Annotated in this window: 16 protein-coding genes and 3 riboswitches; of the genes, 1 reads left to right on the top strand and 15 read right to left on the bottom strand. The window is 45.8% G+C overall.

Annotated elements, in window-relative coordinates; all coding sequences use genetic code 11:
- Window positions 1-4: 4 nt before the first annotated feature.
- From purH to LF817_RS01335, 13 genes are all read right to left on the bottom strand, one after another.
- Window positions 5-1,534, bottom strand: a complete 1,530-nt coding sequence (purH, locus tag LF817_RS01395; protein ID WP_253933967.1) for a bifunctional phosphoribosylaminoimidazolecarboxamide formyltransferase/IMP cyclohydrolase — start codon at window positions 1,532-1,534, stop codon at window positions 5-7.
- Window positions 1,531-2,112 (bottom strand): phosphoribosylglycinamide formyltransferase, encoded by a 582-nt coding sequence (purN, locus tag LF817_RS01390; protein WP_253933966.1) that lies wholly within the window; start codon window positions 2,110-2,112, stop codon window positions 1,531-1,533. The genes purH and purN overlap by 4 nt, the downstream gene beginning before the upstream one ends.
- Window positions 2,109-3,131 (bottom strand): phosphoribosylformylglycinamidine cyclo-ligase, encoded by a 1,023-nt coding sequence (gene purM, locus LF817_RS01385; RefSeq protein ID WP_253933965.1) that lies wholly within the window; start codon window positions 3,129-3,131, stop codon window positions 2,109-2,111. Before purM ends, purN begins: the two co-directional genes overlap by 4 nt.
- Window positions 3,132-3,148: 17 nt before the next feature.
- Window positions 3,149-4,561 (bottom strand): amidophosphoribosyltransferase, encoded by a 1,413-nt coding sequence (purF, locus tag LF817_RS01380; protein ID WP_253933964.1) that lies wholly within the window; start codon window positions 4,559-4,561, stop codon window positions 3,149-3,151.
- A complete protein-coding gene (purL, locus tag LF817_RS01375) occupies window positions 4,537-6,765 on the bottom strand; it encodes a phosphoribosylformylglycinamidine synthase subunit PurL (RefSeq protein ID WP_253933963.1) in 2,229 nt (742 codons plus the stop codon). Before purL ends, purF begins: the two co-directional genes overlap by 25 nt.
- Window positions 6,749-7,432, bottom strand: a complete 684-nt coding sequence (purQ, locus tag LF817_RS01370; protein WP_253933962.1) for a phosphoribosylformylglycinamidine synthase subunit PurQ — start codon at window positions 7,430-7,432, stop codon at window positions 6,749-6,751. The genes purL and purQ overlap by 17 nt, the downstream gene beginning before the upstream one ends.
- Window positions 7,433-7,678: a phosphoribosylformylglycinamidine synthase subunit PurS gene (purS, locus tag LF817_RS01365; RefSeq protein ID WP_253933961.1), complete on the bottom strand. Its 246-nt coding sequence runs from the start codon at window positions 7,676-7,678 to the stop codon at window positions 7,433-7,435.
- On the bottom strand, window positions 7,666-8,388 hold the full coding sequence (gene purC, locus LF817_RS01360; protein ID WP_253933960.1) for a phosphoribosylaminoimidazolesuccinocarboxamide synthase: 723 nt from the start codon (window positions 8,386-8,388) through the stop codon (window positions 7,666-7,668). Before purC ends, purS begins: the two co-directional genes overlap by 13 nt.
- 28 nt (window positions 8,389-8,416) lie before the next feature.
- The gene (gene purB, locus LF817_RS01355; protein WP_253933959.1) at window positions 8,417-9,712 is read right to left on the bottom strand and encodes an adenylosuccinate lyase; all 1,296 of its coding nucleotides are present in this window, start codon (window positions 9,710-9,712) and stop codon (window positions 8,417-8,419) included.
- A 20-nt stretch (window positions 9,713-9,732) separates the two neighbouring features.
- Complete coding sequence (gene purK, locus LF817_RS01350) at window positions 9,733-10,860, bottom strand: 5-(carboxyamino)imidazole ribonucleotide synthase (protein ID WP_253933958.1); 1,128 nt, start codon at window positions 10,858-10,860, stop codon at window positions 9,733-9,735.
- On the bottom strand, window positions 10,850-11,341 hold the full coding sequence (gene purE, locus LF817_RS01345; protein WP_253933957.1) for a 5-(carboxyamino)imidazole ribonucleotide mutase: 492 nt from the start codon (window positions 11,339-11,341) through the stop codon (window positions 10,850-10,852). Before purE ends, purK begins: the two co-directional genes overlap by 11 nt.
- Before the next feature lie 101 nt (window positions 11,342-11,442).
- A riboswitch (purine riboswitch) is annotated at window positions 11,443-11,543 on the bottom strand.
- A gap of 81 nt (window positions 11,544-11,624) precedes the next feature.
- On the bottom strand, window positions 11,625-11,825 hold the full coding sequence (locus LF817_RS01340; protein WP_253933956.1) for an NETI motif-containing protein: 201 nt from the start codon (window positions 11,823-11,825) through the stop codon (window positions 11,625-11,627).
- Window positions 11,794-12,363: a DUF2179 domain-containing protein gene (locus LF817_RS01335; RefSeq protein ID WP_253933955.1), complete on the bottom strand. Its 570-nt coding sequence runs from the start codon at window positions 12,361-12,363 to the stop codon at window positions 11,794-11,796. The genes LF817_RS01340 and LF817_RS01335 overlap by 32 nt, the downstream gene beginning before the upstream one ends.
- 187 nt (window positions 12,364-12,550) lie before the next feature.
- On the opposite strand from LF817_RS01335, the gene LF817_RS01330 reads away from it, so the two are divergent.
- Window positions 12,551-12,976: an Hsp20/alpha crystallin family protein gene (locus LF817_RS01330; protein WP_253933954.1), complete on the top strand. Its 426-nt coding sequence runs from the start codon at window positions 12,551-12,553 to the stop codon at window positions 12,974-12,976.
- A 44-nt stretch (window positions 12,977-13,020) separates the two neighbouring features.
- On the opposite strand, the gene LF817_RS01325 is transcribed toward LF817_RS01330, so the two are convergent.
- The gene (locus LF817_RS01325; protein WP_253933953.1) at window positions 13,021-14,355 is read right to left on the bottom strand and encodes an NCS2 family permease; all 1,335 of its coding nucleotides are present in this window, start codon (window positions 14,353-14,355) and stop codon (window positions 13,021-13,023) included.
- Window positions 14,356-14,493: 138 nt separating this feature from the next.
- Window positions 14,494-14,595, bottom strand: a riboswitch (purine riboswitch).
- A gap of 76 nt (window positions 14,596-14,671) precedes the next feature.
- Window positions 14,672-16,210 (bottom strand): glutamine-hydrolyzing GMP synthase, encoded by a 1,539-nt coding sequence (gene guaA, locus LF817_RS01320; RefSeq protein WP_253933952.1) that lies wholly within the window; start codon window positions 16,208-16,210, stop codon window positions 14,672-14,674.
- Between the two features lie 108 nt (window positions 16,211-16,318).
- Window positions 16,319-16,420, bottom strand: a riboswitch (purine riboswitch).
- Between the last annotated feature and the right edge of the window lie 15 nt (window positions 16,421-16,435).

Here is a 16,435-nt window from a genome sequence, read left to right as displayed (position 1 = left end):
TCACTTAGTGTTTGAAATGACGCATTTTCGTAAACACCATGGCTATGCCATGCTTGTTGCAAGCATCAATGGAATCCTGGTCACGCTTAGAGCCTCCCGGCTGGATAATGGCTGTTATTCCTGCTTCAGCAGCGGTTTCGACCGTATCCGGCATTGGGAAAAAGGCATCAGAAGCCATGATGGCACCTTTTGCTTGATCGCCTGCTTGTTCAAAAGCGATTTTAGCAGCACCGACTCGATTCATCTGACCTGCGCCGACACCGACGGTCTGATCGGACTTCGCTGCAACAATTGCGTTCGATTTAACATGTTTCACTACTTTCCATCCAAGCTCTAAATCTTTGAGTTCCTGTTCAGTCGGCTGGCGCTCTGTGGCTACTTCAAGCTCTACGTCTTCAAGAGTCCCTTCATCCGTATCTTGAACGAGCATGCCTCCGCTTACTGACGTTAATTTATGAGTCTGGCTTTCGGGCTTCTTCATATCTGCTTTTAGCACACGTAAGTTCTTCTTCTTAGTTAAAATATCGAGCGCTTCTTTGCTGTATGAAGGAGCGATAACAATCTCCAGGAAAATTTCCTTCAGCTTGGCAGCTGTTTGTTCATCGACTTCACGATTAAGAGCGACTATTCCACCGAAAATAGATACAGGATCTCCAGCGTAGGCTTTGCCATACGCTTCAAAAATAGTCTCCCCTGTCCCCACTCCGCAAGGGTTCATGTGCTTCACAGCGACAGCTGCCGGTTTACTGAACTCTAACACCACATCTAAAGCGGCGTTGGCATCCTGGATATTATTATAAGAAAGCTCTTTACCGTTCAGCTGCTCAGCATTTGCCAGCGATGCGCCATCGTAATTCGCTTTCTTATAGAAAGCAGCTGTTTGATGAGGGTTTTCTCCATAACGTAAGGATTGAACTTTTTCATATGTAACGGTGTAGGTTTCAGGGTACGCTTCCTCCGTTACGTCAGCGAAGTATTCTGCAATCATAGCGTCATAGTTTGCAGTATGGCGGAACACTTTGGCTGCCAGTTTTTTGCGGGCTTCGAAGGACAGGTCCCCAGCTTTAAGACTACTGACGACTTCAGGATAGTCTTCTGGATCGACGACAACGGCTACGTCCTCAAAGCTTTTTGCTGCAGAGCGAAGCATCGTCGGGCCGCCGATATCGATGTTTTCGATAGCATCAGCTTCTGTCACATCCGGTTTTGCAATCGTTTGTTTAAAAGGATATAAATTAACTGCTACTAAATCTATAGTTCCGATTTTCAGTTCATCCAGCTGACGCATATGCTCCTCGTTGCTGCGCTTAGCCAGTAATCCACCATGTACAGAAGGGTGAAGTGTTTTCACGCGTCCGTCCATGATTTCAGGAAACTCTGTTATTTCTGAAATAGAAAGTACGGGAAGCCCTGCTTCTTCAATCGCACGTTTGGTGCCTCCAGTAGAGATCAGCTCATAGCCAAGATCGATGAGCCCTTTCGCAAATTCACTTAATCCTTCTTTATTGGATACGCTCAGTAATGCACGTTTCATTTTGCTTCCTCCTTGGTAAGTAGAGATTGGATAACTTGAGGATAGAGCTGATGCTCCACGGCTTGAATCTTGCGTCGGACCTCATCCTTTGTATCTTCTTCTGAAATCGATAGCGCTTCCTGCGCGATGATCGGGCCGGTGTCCATACCGTCATCGACGAAGTGAACGGTTACGCCCGTCACTTTTACTTTTTTATCAATTGCTTGTCCGATTGCATCCTTGCCTGGAAATGCGGGCAGGAGGGATGGATGGATGTTGATGATGCGCTTGGGGTAAGCTGCAAGCAAGGTCGGGCCGATCAGCCTCATGTACCCTGCAAGGATGATCCATTCCACGTCTCTTGCCTGGCAGTCGGCCAGCAGGGCTTTCTCGAATTCTGCTTTGTTTTCGAATGATTTCGGGTTAAAAACGACGGTGTCTACGTTACGTTTCTGGGCTTTTTCGATTACGCCGGCATTCATTTTATCTGAAACGAGTAGTGTGACGTCGGCATTTAAAGTTCCTTTATCGCAGGCTTCCATTATAGCATCGAAATTCGAGCCTGTGCCTGAAGCGAATATGGCTATTTTGTTACTCATGACCATTGAATTCCTTCTTCGGCTGTGACATGTCCTATTCGGACGGCTCCTTCTCCTTGTTCTTTCAAGGATTGAAGGGCTGCTTCCACGTCTGCTTCAGGAACTGCCGCAACCATCCCTATTCCCATGTTGAAAACGCCAAACATATCTTCCGTCGATAATCCGCCTTGCTGCTGCAAAAAGCTGAAAATCTCAGGGGGCGTCCAGCTTTGCGTTTCAATGACAGCTCCTAACCCTTCAGGCATTGCCCGGGGAATATTTTCGTAAAAGCCTCCGCCTGTAACGTGAGCGAGTCCTTTCACCTCGACAGCAGCTTTCAATGCTTGAATCGCCTTCGTATATATTTTCGTCGGAGTTAAAAGCACCTCTCCTAATGGTTGGGAAAAAGAGCCATACTTTTGGGTAAGATCCAGATTTTCTTCTTCAATTATACGACGTACAAGGGAAAACCCATTGGAATGCACACCAGTTGAGGGCAAGCCGATTAAAACATCGCCCGGCTTGATCTGTCCTCCAGTGATCAATTTATTTTTATCAGCCATTCCTACGACAAAACCAGCCAGGTCATACTCTTTTGGGTCATACATGCCTGGCATTTCAGCTGTCTCTCCGCCGACAAGTGCACAGTTAGACTGTTCGCACCCATCCGCTATCCCTTTGACGATTTGTTCGATTTTCTCTGGTTCGTTTTTTCCACAAGCGATATAGTCGAGAAAAAGGAGCGGATCGGCGCCTTGAGCCACGATATCGTTCACACACATGGCGACCACGTCGATACCTATTGTATCGTGCTTGTCCATTTCAAAGGCAAGCTTCAGCTTCGTGCCGACTCCGTCCGTTCCTGTAACGAGCACGGGATGCTGATACGTCATGGAGCTGATGTCAAATAGACCGGCAAATGATCCCAGCCCGCCAATGACTTCAGGACGCATCGTGCGTGCTACGTGTTTTTTCATGAGATCGACAGCTTGATAACCAGCTTCTACATCTACACCGGCTTTTTTATATGATTGGCTCATTATGGCTCCTCCTTCTCCTACGCTTTTTCATAGGGTGGAATCGTATTCGGGTAAATTTCTGTTGGATAATTACCGGTAAAGCATGCGGCACAACCCCCGTGATTTAACGATTCTTCTCCTTGATAAATGGCATCCTGCAGGCCATCGACCGTCAGATAGGCTAAGCTGTCTGCCCCTATTTGTTCTTCGATTTCATCCACTGTATTATTCGATGCGATCAGCTCGCCGCTAGTTGAAGTGTCAATCCCGTAATAACATGGGTTTTGAATCGGAGGTGAAGCGATTCGCACGTGGACTTCAGTGGCGCCGGCTTCTTTCAGTAATTGAACAATTCTGCGGCTCGTCGTTCCACGGACAATCGAATCATCAACCATGACGACACGTTTTCCTTCTACGATTCCCCTTACGGCGGATAGCTTCATTTTCACACCCTGCTCCCTCAATTCCTGCGAAGGCTGGATGAAGGTTCGACCGACATAACGGTTTTTAATCAATCCAAGCTCATAAGGGATGCCTGACGCTTCTGCATAGCCGATGGCTGCAGAAATACTGGAATCAGGTACACCGGTTACAACATCGGCTTCAATCGGGGCTTCAGCTGCTAACGTTTTCCCCATACGCTTCCTTGAAGCATGAACATTTTTGCCGTCGAGGTTACTGTCCGGACGGGAGAAATAAACATATTCCATTGAGCAGAGAGTACGTTGAATTGGTGCAGAAAACCGCTGGGACTGAATGCCGTTTTTATCAATAATAAGCAGTTCTCCAGGCATGACTTCACGTTCATACGTAGCACCAATCACGTCAAATGCACACGTTTCTGAGGAGATGCACCAGGCATCCCCTAAATATCCAATGCTGATTGGGCGCAGTCCGCGCGGATCATTCGCTACATATATTTTATTTTCTGTCATCATTAAGAAGGCATAGGCACCTTTAATCATGGACAACGCCTGGCAAATCGCTTCGTCCATCGGCAGGTGACCCGCACGTTTGATTAAGTGAGCCACTACTTCTGTATCTGAGGTAGTCTGCATAATGGACCCTTGAGCCTCAAGCTGACTTTTCAAAGCCTGGGCATTTACAAGGTTTCCGTTATGAGCCAAAGCGAGTCCGCCAGTCTGGGAACGGAACATAAGCGGCTGGATGTTTTCGTAACTACCATCTCCTGCTGTCGCGTATCGAACGTGACCGATGGACGAATGGCCGCCTAATTCATTCAAACGATCTTGCGGGAAAACTTCAGAAATCAACCCGTGACCTTTGGCAACTTTCATATGCTCGCCATCACTCGTTACGATTCCGGCACCTTCTTGACCTCGGTGCTGCAGCGCATGCAGTCCATAATACGTAAGCTGGGCAGCATCCTGGTGTCCAAATACGCCGAATATTCCGCATTCTTCGTTTAGTCCTTTGATTTCACCAAGCATGGAATAGCTCCTTTCCATAGTTGTTCCAGAGTTTGTGTTTGCTCTTCCACGACGGTTTCCCCTTCGGACTGGACGTGATACACCCCGTCCCCTGTCACTTTCCCAAGCAGGGTTGCGTCTTCAATCTGTTGTTCGAACGCTTTTTGATTTTCCGGTTTAACTGAGACCAAAAAGCGGGACTGAGTTTCTGAAAATAAAGCTGATGTCCGGTCTCCCTGGATGGTCACTTCACACCCAAGTCCGTTGGCAAACAGGCTCTCAGCTAATGCTACGGCTAGTCCGCCCTCAGCTAAATCATGGGCTGACTCAATGATCCCTTGTTGGATCGCTGTCAGTAATTGACTTTGACGAATACCTTCTACTTCCAAATCCAGCTGTGGCGCTTTTCCAAAATGACGATCTTCCAGCATGCCTTGCAGCTCACTGCCGCCGAATTCCGGTTTCGTTTCACCGATGACATAAATAAGGTCATCCGCATTTTTCATGTGAGATTGTGTAATGTGGTCTGTCTTTTCAATGAGACCGACCATTCCGACAACCGGTGTAGGGTATATCGCCTGGCCGCCAAACGATTCGTTATAGAGAGAAACATTCCCGCTGATCACTGGAGCGCTCAGCTCACGACACGCTTCGCTCATACCTTCTACACTCTTCTCCATCTGCCAGAAAATTTCCGGATTTTCCGGCGAACCGAAGTTCAAGCCATCCGTAATTCCCAGTGGTCGTCCGCCTGAACACACGATATTGCGCGCTGCTTCTGCGACGGCGATCTTACCGCCTGTTTCCGGATCCAAATAGATATATCGGGAATTGCAGTCCGTTGTCATCGCAAGTGCTTTTTCGGTTCCGCGCACACGAATGACGGCAGCATCAGAGCCTGGAGTAACGACGGTATTCGTTTGAACCATCGAGTCATACTGATCGTATACCCACTCTTTACTAGCTATCGTTGGCTGCTGCAATAGATTTTTCAGAGTCTCTTTATAGTCTGTAATTTCTGGAACGTAATTCTCCATTTCCTGATACTCTTTGAAATAGGCTGGTACCTTTGAAGGCTGATGGTACACAGGCGCATCCTCAGCAAGGGAATCGACAGGAACGTCTGCAACGATTTCTCCGTGATGTTCAAGACGGAAACGCTGGTCATCTGTCACTTCTCCTACAGATACTGCTTCCAAATCATACTTACGGAAGACTTCAGCGATCTCCTCTTCTCTGCCTTTTTCAACGACGAGAAGCATACGTTCTTGCGATTCTGAAAGCATCATCTCGTAGGCTGTCATATCTTTTTCCCGTTGAGGAACTAAGTTCATGTTCATAAGCATGCCAGTACCTGCTTTACTTGCCATTTCACTGGCAGAAGAGGTTAGTCCGGCTGCCCCCATATCCTGGATGCCTACAAGTGCTTCATGATGAATGACTTCAAGACAAGCCTCGATAAGAAGCTTTTCCATGAATGGATCGCCGACTTGAACAGAAGGGCGTTTTTCTGCCGACTCCTCCGTCAGCTCTTCCGAAGCAAATGTAGCTCCGTGGATGCCATCACGTCCGGTTTTAGCACCTACATACATGACGGTATTGCCGATTCCTGCTGCGATCCCTTTTTGAATATCCTTATGGTCGATCAATCCAACACACATGGCGTTTACGAGCGGGTTACCGTTATAAGCATTATCGAATTGAACTTCCCCGCCAACGGTCGGAACGCCGACACAATTTCCATATCCTGCAATTCCATGAACAACCTCTTCAAATAAAAACTTCACCCGTGGCTGTTTCAAAGAGCCGAAACGGAGAGAGTTCAAAATGGCTACTGGACGAGCGCCCATTGAAAAGACGTCCCTCAGAATCCCTCCGACACCGGTAGCTGCACCTTGATACGGTTCCACGGCTGATGGATGGTTGTGACTCTCTACTTTAAAGACGACGGCTTGCTCGTCTCCTATATCTATAATTCCAGCGCCTTCACCAGGACCTTGCAGTACTTGAGGTCCTTCTGTAGGGAATTTTCTCAGTAGAGGTTTTGAATTTTTGTAGCTGCAGTGTTCAGACCACATAACAGAGAAAAGCCCAGTTTCCGTGTAGTTCGGGCGGCGGCCAAGAATTTCTGTAATCGAGCGGAATTCTTCGTCACTTAAGCCCATTTCTTTATATAATTGCTGCTGTTCAATTTGTTCAGGGCTGATCTCAAGCTTTGATGGCATGCTTATCCCTCCAATGAGTAAGAATCGACTGGAATAGACGAAGGCCGTCTTTTGTTCCAACAAGTGAATCAACGGCACGTTCCGGGTGCGGCATCATCCCCAGTACATTTCCTTGTTCATTCGTAATGCCGGCAATATCGGCCACCGATCCATTCGGGTTATTTTTATAAGTGAAAGTGATCTGATTGTTAGCTTTTAATTTCTTGAAAGTTGCTTCATCGCAATAATAATTTCCGTCACCGTGGGCGATAGGAATGTCGATTTCTTCTTGATCACTGTAATGGTTTGTAAACATCGTGTCCGAATTTTCTACCGTCAAGGTTTCGTAATGGCACATGAATTTCAAGTGTTTGTTCGGAAGCATCGCTCCTGGCAGCAGCCCCATTTCAAGCAGCACCTGGAATCCGTTACAGACGCCAAGAATCGGCTTGCCTGCTTCAGCCGCTTCACGGATTTGGTCAATCACACCCGAAGTGGAGGCGATTGCGCCTGAACGCAAGTAGTCACCATAAGAGAATCCACCTGGCAGAAGGATGGCATCATACTCGGATAAATCAGCTTCCTGATACCAGACAAGATCTGCCTGCTCACCTAGACCTTCAGTGATCGCATAAAACATATCTCGGTCACAATTGGACCCTGGAAAAACTACAACAGCGAATTTCACTTAAACGGCCTCCTCGATCGTATACGAATAATCTTCAATTACTGGGTTAGCTAATAACTGATCACACATTTTGTCAACTTGCTGTTCGATATTGTCTGAATCCTCGAGCATCACTTCCATATACTTTCCAATACGTACGTCTGCTACGTTGTTATATTCGAGTGAATGTAACGAGTTCTGTACAGCCTTCCCTTGTGGATCGAGTACGCCTTCTTTGAGAGTGATGTAAATCTTTACTTTGCGCATGTGTTCTCCTCCAGTCGTTTTAAAATGTTTTCGTATACTGAGATTAAATCGCCTAACCCTTCACGGAATACGTCTTTATCCATCTTCTCACCTGTATTTTCATCCCATAACCGGCATGTATCCGGTGAGATTTCGTCAGCGAGTACGATGGTTCCATCGGCTAACCGGCCGAATTCCAATTTGAAATCAACAAGCTGCAGTCCGGACTGCTTGAACAATGTCTGCAAATGTCCGTTCACTTCTAATGCCTTGTTCTTAATGGATTCAAGTTCTTGTTCGGTTACATCCGTAAGGTGCAGCGCATGCTGGTCATTTAAGATCGGGTCATCTAATTCATCTTTTTTATAAAAAAGTTCGACGAGCGGTGGAGAGAATTCCAGCTTTTCCTCAATACCCAGCCTTCTCGTAATACTTCCAGCCGCAACGTTGCGGACAACGACTTCCAGGGGAATGATCGTCGTCTTTGCGACAAGCTGCTCCGTGTCGTTCAAAGCTTTTATAAAATGCGACGAAAGATTCTGCTGCTGCAAATATTCAAAAATTCTTGAGGTAATCAAATTGTTCAGGCGTCCTTTGCCTTCAAATTGATCTTTTTTCTTGCCATTGAATGCAGTAGCATCATTTTTATAAGACAAAACCAGCTGTTCCGGCTCGTTATCGACGTGATACACTTTCTTCGCTTTACCTTCATATAAAAGAGAACCCTTCATTAGAAACACCTCGCGTTTGGAATTATTGTCAGGAAAGACCGATACGATCAAAAATGCGGTCCACTTGCTTTAAGTGGTGCTTGTAATCGAAGCAAGCATCGATTTGTTCTTTAGATAAGGCGCTCGTAATCTTGTCATCTGCTTCGATAAGGTCACGGAATGGAACACCGCGCTCCCACGCTTCCATGGCTTTAGGCTGAACGAGGTCGTAAGCTTCCTCACGGACAAAACCTTCATCAATCAATGTAAGCAGGACACGCTGTGAGAAAATCAGACCGTACGTTTTTTCCATGTTTGCCTGCATGCGCTCTGGGAAAACCGTTAAGTTCTTCACGATATTTCCGAAACGATTAAGCATATAGTTCAAAGCAATCGTTGCATCCGGTAAAATGACACGCTCTGCTGAAGAGTGGGAAATGTCACGCTCATGCCATAATGGAACATTCTCAAACGCTGTCAGCATTTCACCGCGCAGCACTCGTGCCATTCCGGTCATATTTTCTGATCCGATCGGATTGCGTTTATGCGGCATAGCTGAAGATCCTTTTTGACCTTTTGCAAAAAACTCTTCGACTTCGCGTGTCTCCGTCTTTTGCAGGCCGCGGATTTCTACAGCGATCTTTTCAACCGACGATGCGATTAAAGCAAGAGTTGAAACATAGTGAGCATGGCGGTCTCTCTGCAGCGTCTGTGTAGAAACCGGCGCGGGTTCCAGCCCAAGCTTTTCACACACATATTGCTCAACAAATGGATCGATGTTGGCGTATGTACCAACAGCTCCTGACAACTTTCCAACTTCGATGTGCTTGATTGCAAGATCAAGACGTTCAAGGTTACGCTTCATTTCTTCATAATAGAGTGCTAGTTTCAATCCGAAGGTTGTCGGCTCGGCATGAACACCGTGTGTACGTCCCATCATTACGGTATGCTTATGCTCACGGGCTTTATCGGCTATAATGTCGATGAAATTCACTAAATCCTTACGTATGATCTCGTTAGCCTGCTTAAGCTGATAAGAAAGGGCCGTATCTACCACATCAGTCGACGTCAGTCCGTAGTGGACCCATTTACGTTCTTCACCGACCGTTTCAGATACAGCTCTTGTAAAAGCAACGACATCATGACGAGTTTCAGCTTCAATTTCGTGAATACGATCGATATTGAATGAAGCTCCCTTGCGCAGCTTAGCCACATCCTCTTTAGGAATAACCCCAAGCTCGCTCCAGGCCTCGCAGGCTAAGATTTCTACTTCCAGCCACGCCTGGTAACGGTTTTCTTCTGTCCAAATCGCACCCATTTCAGGTCTTGTATAACGTTCAATCATTCCATTTCCTCCTCTAATTCCTACCACATATGAATATTGTTTTTTGATATGATTTCATCGATTTCTTCTAAATCGTTACCGACCAGCGTGATGTGACCCATTTTGCGGTTCGGACGTGATTGTTTCTTCCCGTAATCGTGAAAATGAAAGCCGTAATAGTCTCCGATTCTGCTCACTAATATATCGTAATGTCTGCCAAGAACATTAACCATTACCGCTGAAGGGAAGCTATGAACCGGCAGTAGTGAGAGCCCGCATATCGCTCGGACATGCTGTTCAAACTGTGACACATTACATGCTTCTATCGTATAGTGTCCTGTGTTATGCGGCCGTGGTGCCATTTCATTAATATAGATGTCTTTATTTTTCACGAACATTTCCACAGCGAACGTCCCTACGATATTCATTCTTTCAGCCAGAGCCGTCGCAGCCTCCTGCGCTTTATCTGCTACCTTCTTTGATACCGTGGCCGGGACTCTCGTTTCATGTAAAATTTGCTGGCGATGAACATTCTCTGCTATAGGAAAGAATGTAATATCCCCACCGATGCTTCTGGTGAAAACTTGAGAGATTTCCAAATCGAAAGCTAACCATTCTTCTACGATGTAAGTGCCGCCTTCTTTTAGAAAATCTTCAGCATTTTCCAAGTCTTCTTCCATCTCAAGCTTCAACTGCCCCTTCCCGTCGTATCCTCCGCTGATCGTTTTGAGAACTACCGGAAATGTCATATCGGGAAGTGCCGCAGCCAATTGGTCATACGATTCGATAATATTGTAATTCGCCACCGGCAGGCCGGCTTCCACAGCTACAGCTTTTTCTTTCGAACGATTCTGCGTCACTTCTAAAGGATACGCACCTTGAGGCAGCTTTCCTGCTTCTTCAAAAAGCCGGGCTACTTGTAAGTCAACATTTTCAAATTCATACGTAATCACGTCGCTTGCTTCACTCAATTTTTGAGCAGCTTCTATATCATCATAATTCGCTTCAATGTGTATGTCGGCAATTTGAGCACATGGGCAGTCTTCCGTAGGATCCAGCACAGCAATCCGATACCCCATATGTTTAGCTGCTGTCGCCATCATTCTTCCCAATTGACCGCCGCCAAGAATTCCGATAGTTTCGCCGGGTTTAACGACTTTATTGGTCACGTAGCTCACCTCTCATACCTTCGACTTTATCTTTCATTTCATTTCTATAATCCTGAAGACGCTCGGCTACTTTTTCATCAAAAGCTCCAATCATTTCAGCTGCGAGTATTCCTGCATTTTTTGCCCCTGCTGTACCGATTGCTACAGTCGCTACAGGCACTCCGCCCGGCATCTGAACGATAGAATATAAAGAATCAATCCCGTTCAGTGCTTTCGATTGAACAGGCACCCCTATGACGGGAAGGGTCGTTTTCGCTGCCACCATTCCTGGTAGATGAGCAGCGCCTCCAGCTCCGGCAATGATGACTTTAAGTCCTTTGCCACGAGCCTGCTCAGCGTATTTAAACATATCTTCAGGAGTACGGTGAGCGGAAATGATCTCTTTTTCATAATCCAGTTCTAGTTCATCCAGTACTAAACAAGTTTGTTCCATAGTGGTCCAGTCTGAAATACTTCCCATAATAACGCCGATTTGAGCCATCTTATCCCTCTTTTTCTCAATTAATCGATTAAAAAAGCCTGCTCATCACCCTCAATATGAGAGGAGATAAACAGGCACACTTGTATCTTGAAAAGTGAATCAGATGCTTGGTCTCCCCTCATAGTCCGGACATTTACGGTGTCCAGGTAGAGACGAATGGGCCTTATTCCCATCTTATATGAGGTCCAATATGCAATTCTGATTCCATCATAGCAATATACCGTTGAATCTGTCAACGCAAATAACGAACATTTAAAAATAACGACTCTTATAATGTTCGGGTTTATTGCTTCACTGCATGAAAAACTATCGTTCTCCCTACAGGTTCAAGGGTTTTTTCACCATTTTCAGTGACTTCTTTAAAAATCGGTTCCTCAGCTCTGCGAACAGGTGCGTATCCATCCTTTTTCATCCGGTCAAGGCACTGGGCAATACTTTCTTGTTCACCGACTTCATAGCGCTTCTTGCTGTTGTTCTTGGGCATCTCGGATCTTTCCTTTCTTCACTTGCTTCACCCAGAAACCCCCATGAATTTGTTTCGGCTCATAAGCAATGATAAAAGCTTTCGGGTCAATGGATTTAATAGTTTCGTACAGCTTCAGTTCATATTTTCTCGGGGTCAGGATCTGCATCGCTAACCGATCCCCCTCCATACCGTATGCGTACCAGCTCGTTACGCCGTAACCTTTATCACGAAGCATTCTCGTAAACTCGATATCAGGGTTTGAAGATATAACGTTCACCGTTGTGTAGCCCAGGGCAAGTTTTTCCTCAATCTTCATACCGATGATCACACCCAGCCCGTAGCCGACTGCATAAGCGATCAAATTTTCAACCTGGTTCAGGTTATCCAGAACCAGACCTAAACCGATGATGTAGATAAGAATCTCAAAGACACTTATCAACGCCGCAAAATACCGCTGTCCTTTTAACGTGAAAATCATCCGCAAGGTAAAAAATGAAACATACACGATGTTGACGATTAAAATGATCGAAACCATCAATAGTGGATTATCCAGCATGGGTATTCCTCCTATGCCTCTTCACCGCAACATGAACAAGCAGGTACATTTAGACGATTCGTTTCGGCTGGAATCCTTCCTGGGCATTCACCTAAACGATCAATCTGCATACACTATATACCATCGACTACAGCTTACACAATAAGATATTTTCATAGCTTTTGTCGAATCCAGGAGGTGCTTGCTCATGAAACATTTTGATGATTGGAAAAAGAATTTAGACCATTTTTTTGGCCAGGATTTCTGGGGTGAATTTGAAGGCTTGATGAAACCTTCTATACCACAAATGAATATTTACCAATATGATAACGAGTTGTTATGTATCGCCAACATTCCCGGAATGAACCACCCCAAGAATGTTGATGTGCTCGTCGATCACTCTTCCCTAATTTTAAAAGGCTCCATCGATCTTAACCACCGCGGCGGGCATCAGTTGATGTCTGAAATTGCTGCGGGTGCCTTTGAAAGAAGCATTGATCTGCCGTTCCCGGTTCGCAGTGACAAAATGGAAGCTACTTATAAGCATGGTCTGCTGATCATTCAGCTCTATCGATTGATCTCTGACTCTACTAGTCAGAAGCCTATTAAGATCCGCCACCTCGAGGATGAATGAGGCCGGCCCTTTCATAAGGGCCCTTCCTCTAATCATCATAGCGTTTAGGCTAAGAATATGAAGTATAGAACAAATATGACAAATAAGAGATACATAATAGGGTGGATTTCTTTTCCTCTTCCTTTTAATAAAAGAGTAATTGGATAAAAGATAAATCCGATCGCAATCCCTGTCGCAATACTGTACGTCAGCGGCATCGCGGCAATCGTGAAAAAAGCGGGGACGGCGATTTCGAACTGGTCCCAGTCGATATTCTTCAGTGTGGAGGCCATGAGTACTCCTACGATGATCAGCGCGGGAGCGGTCACTTCTGCGGTGACGACCGAGAGTAATGGCGAGAAGAAAAGCGCTAATAGGAAAAATGCGGCTGTCACGACGGAGGTGAAACCTGTCCGTCCTCCTGCTCCCACACCTGCGGTTGATTCAATATAAGAAGTTGTCGTTGATGTTCCGGCTACAGCCCCGGCTACAGTCGCAGCAGAATCTGCGAAAAGGGCACGGCCTGCACGGGGCAGTTTGTTTTCTTTCATGTAACCTGCTTGTGTCGCTACGGCAACAAGTGTACCCGCTGTATCAAAGAAATCTACGAATAAAAAGGTTAGGATGACCACGAGCATTTGGATCGTAAAGATCTCCCCGAAATTGGTCAGTGCAGCTCCGAATGTAGGGGCCATGCTCGGAGCAGGTCCTACGACGTCGGTAATGGCTGTCGGAGGGGCAATCAATCCTGTCACCATTCCAGCGATCGCCGTCAAAACCATTCCATAAAAGATTCCACCTTTGATGCCGAGAGCCAGAAGCATGACAGACACGACAATACCAAAAACAGCAAGCAGTGTGGTGGACTGTGTAAGATCACCTAAGGCAACCATCGTATCCTCGTTACCAACGACAATGCCGCTATTTTGGAAACCGATGAAAGCAATAAATAGTCCGATCCCGGCTCCTACAGCCAGCTTTAAGTTCGGAGGGATGGCATTAATGATTTTCTGACGCAGACCGGTTAAGGTTAATATGATAAAAATAAGTCCTGATGCAAGTACGCCAGCCAATGCTGTTTCCCAAGGAATTCCATAAGTAAGTACGACTGTATAAGCAAAAAAAGCGTTAAGCCCCATACCTGGTGCGAGAGCGATAGGATATTTCGCCAATACCCCCATCACTAATGTACCGATCGCTGCTGCAATCGCGGTAGCTGTAAATACAGCTCCTTCATCCATGCGTGTTACGCCTTCTGGTAATTCTTCAATCCCAGCAAGGGTCAGCGTAGACGGGTTGACGAATAAAATATATGCCATAGCAAGAAATGTCGTCATCCCTGCTAAAAATTCTGTACGGTAATTCGTACCATGTTCTTCGAAATTGAAAAACTTCTTCATTTTTCTTTCTCCTCCCCTTTGTATAACCATCGTTATCGTCCCGTTTGCCATTTTTTGTATAAAAAACACTCTCAGCCTGATAGTCGGCCAAGAGTGTTCTACACGATCCAATAAAGAAAATACCCCACGACGCTATACACGTGTGGTACTTTCTGACGTAGGCAGACCATTTACGGCGGTCCGGTAGAAACTCATGGGCCATATCCCCAAAATTATACGACAGTCACTTTTTATTTATTTTTCTATCATACAAGTACCGGAACGAACCGTCAACCTAAATCCCGAACATTAAGTGAAATAACCACCTTAATATTCGTTATTCCCACTCAATTGTGGAAGGCGGCTTACTCGTTACGTCATACACGACTCGATTAATGTGGTCGACTTCATTGACGATTCGATTAGAAATCCGCTCAAGTACGTCCCAGGGGATCCTTGCCCAATCCGAAGTCATACCATCGATAGAGGTAACCGCACGAATACCGATCGTATGATCATAAGTGCGTTCATCTCCCATTACTCCGACAGATTTGATACCAGGCAGCACCGTGAAATATTGCCAAATATCGCGGTCTAATCCAGCATTTTTAATTTCGTCTCGTAATACAGCATCCGACTCGCGAACGATTTCCAGTTTTTCTTCTGTAATATCGCCTAAAATACGAATCGCAAGTCCCGGTCCAGGAAACGGCTGGCGCCATACAATGTGATCAGGTACGCCAAGCTCAGTACCAAGTGCACGAACTTCATCTTTGAACAAGGTATTCAGTGGTTCAATCAGCTGAAACTGCATGTCTTCCGGAAGTCCGCCTACGTTATGGTGAGACTTGATCGTTTGCGCAGTTTCGGTTCCGCTCTCGATAATGTCGGTATACAACGTCCCCTGGGCCAGAAAATCGATATCGCGAAGCTTATCCGCTTCGTCATCAAATACGTAAATGAACTCATTTCCAATAATCTTACGTTTTTCTTCAGGATCAGATACACCAGCCAGCTTGCTGAGGAAGCGTTCTTTTGCGTCTACTTTGATGATATTCATGTTAAAACCGTCTCCGAGCGTACGCATGACATCATCCGCTTCATTTTTCCTAAGCAATCCGTGATCGACGAAAATACAAGTGAGCTGATCGCCGATTGCTTTATGAATTAGAGCAGCTACGACAGAAGAGTCTACTCCACCACTTAACGCACAAAGTACTTTCCGATCGCCAACTTCTGCACGGATTTTTTCTACTTCCATATCAACGACGTGTTCCATCGTCCAATCATCCGTCGCATGACATACATCGAATACGAAGCTGCGCAAGATGTCATTTCCAAATTCGGAATGACGGACTTCCGGGTGAAATTGTACGCCATACATACTTTTTTCGTCACTTCCGATTGCGGCTACCGGGCAGGAAGGACTCGTTGCATCTACTGTGAAGCCTTCTGGTGCTTCAATCACTTTATCACTATGGCTCATCCATACGGTCTGCTCTTTCGGCGTTTTACGGAAAAGTACAGGGTCTTCATTAACGACGATGTCTGCCTTTCCATATTCCCTCTGATTCGCACGCTCTACTTTGCCTTTAAAGTGGTGAGTCATCAGCTGCATGCCATAACAAATGCCCAGTACAGGAATTCCAAGCTCAAACAGTTCTTCATCACAGCGAAAACTATCTTCCCCGTAAACACTGTTCGGTCCGCCTGAAAGAATGATCCCGCTTGGATTGATTGCTTTAATTTCTTCTGCTGTGATTTTGTGAGAATGAAGCTCACTATAGACACCGAATTCTCTGATCCTTCTAGTAATCAGCTGGTTATACTGACTGCCGAAGTCGAGAACGAGGATCATGCCTTGTACTTGTTCCATTGGTGCTCATCTCCTTTAGATCGTATTGGTTGGATATATTGCTTATAAAAAAATAGACTCCTGCCCCGATGTACGGTGAAGGCAGAAGTCCATGTAAATGTAATGCATACATTTGATTCCTGCCTTCATAGTCAGAGCATTTAAGGTGCTCCGGTAGAGACTCTCGATCCGAATTATCGAGGATATATGAAGGATGATCGTTTGATTTTATTCATTCTACCAACC

The sequence above is a fragment of the Halobacillus sp. A1 genome (genome assembly GCF_024189295.1).
Taxonomy (GTDB): domain Bacteria; phylum Bacillota; class Bacilli; order Bacillales; family Halobacillaceae; genus Halobacillus_A.
Note: the sequence above shows the minus strand (reverse complement) of the source record. Positions and strands in the feature narration are given on the sequence as shown.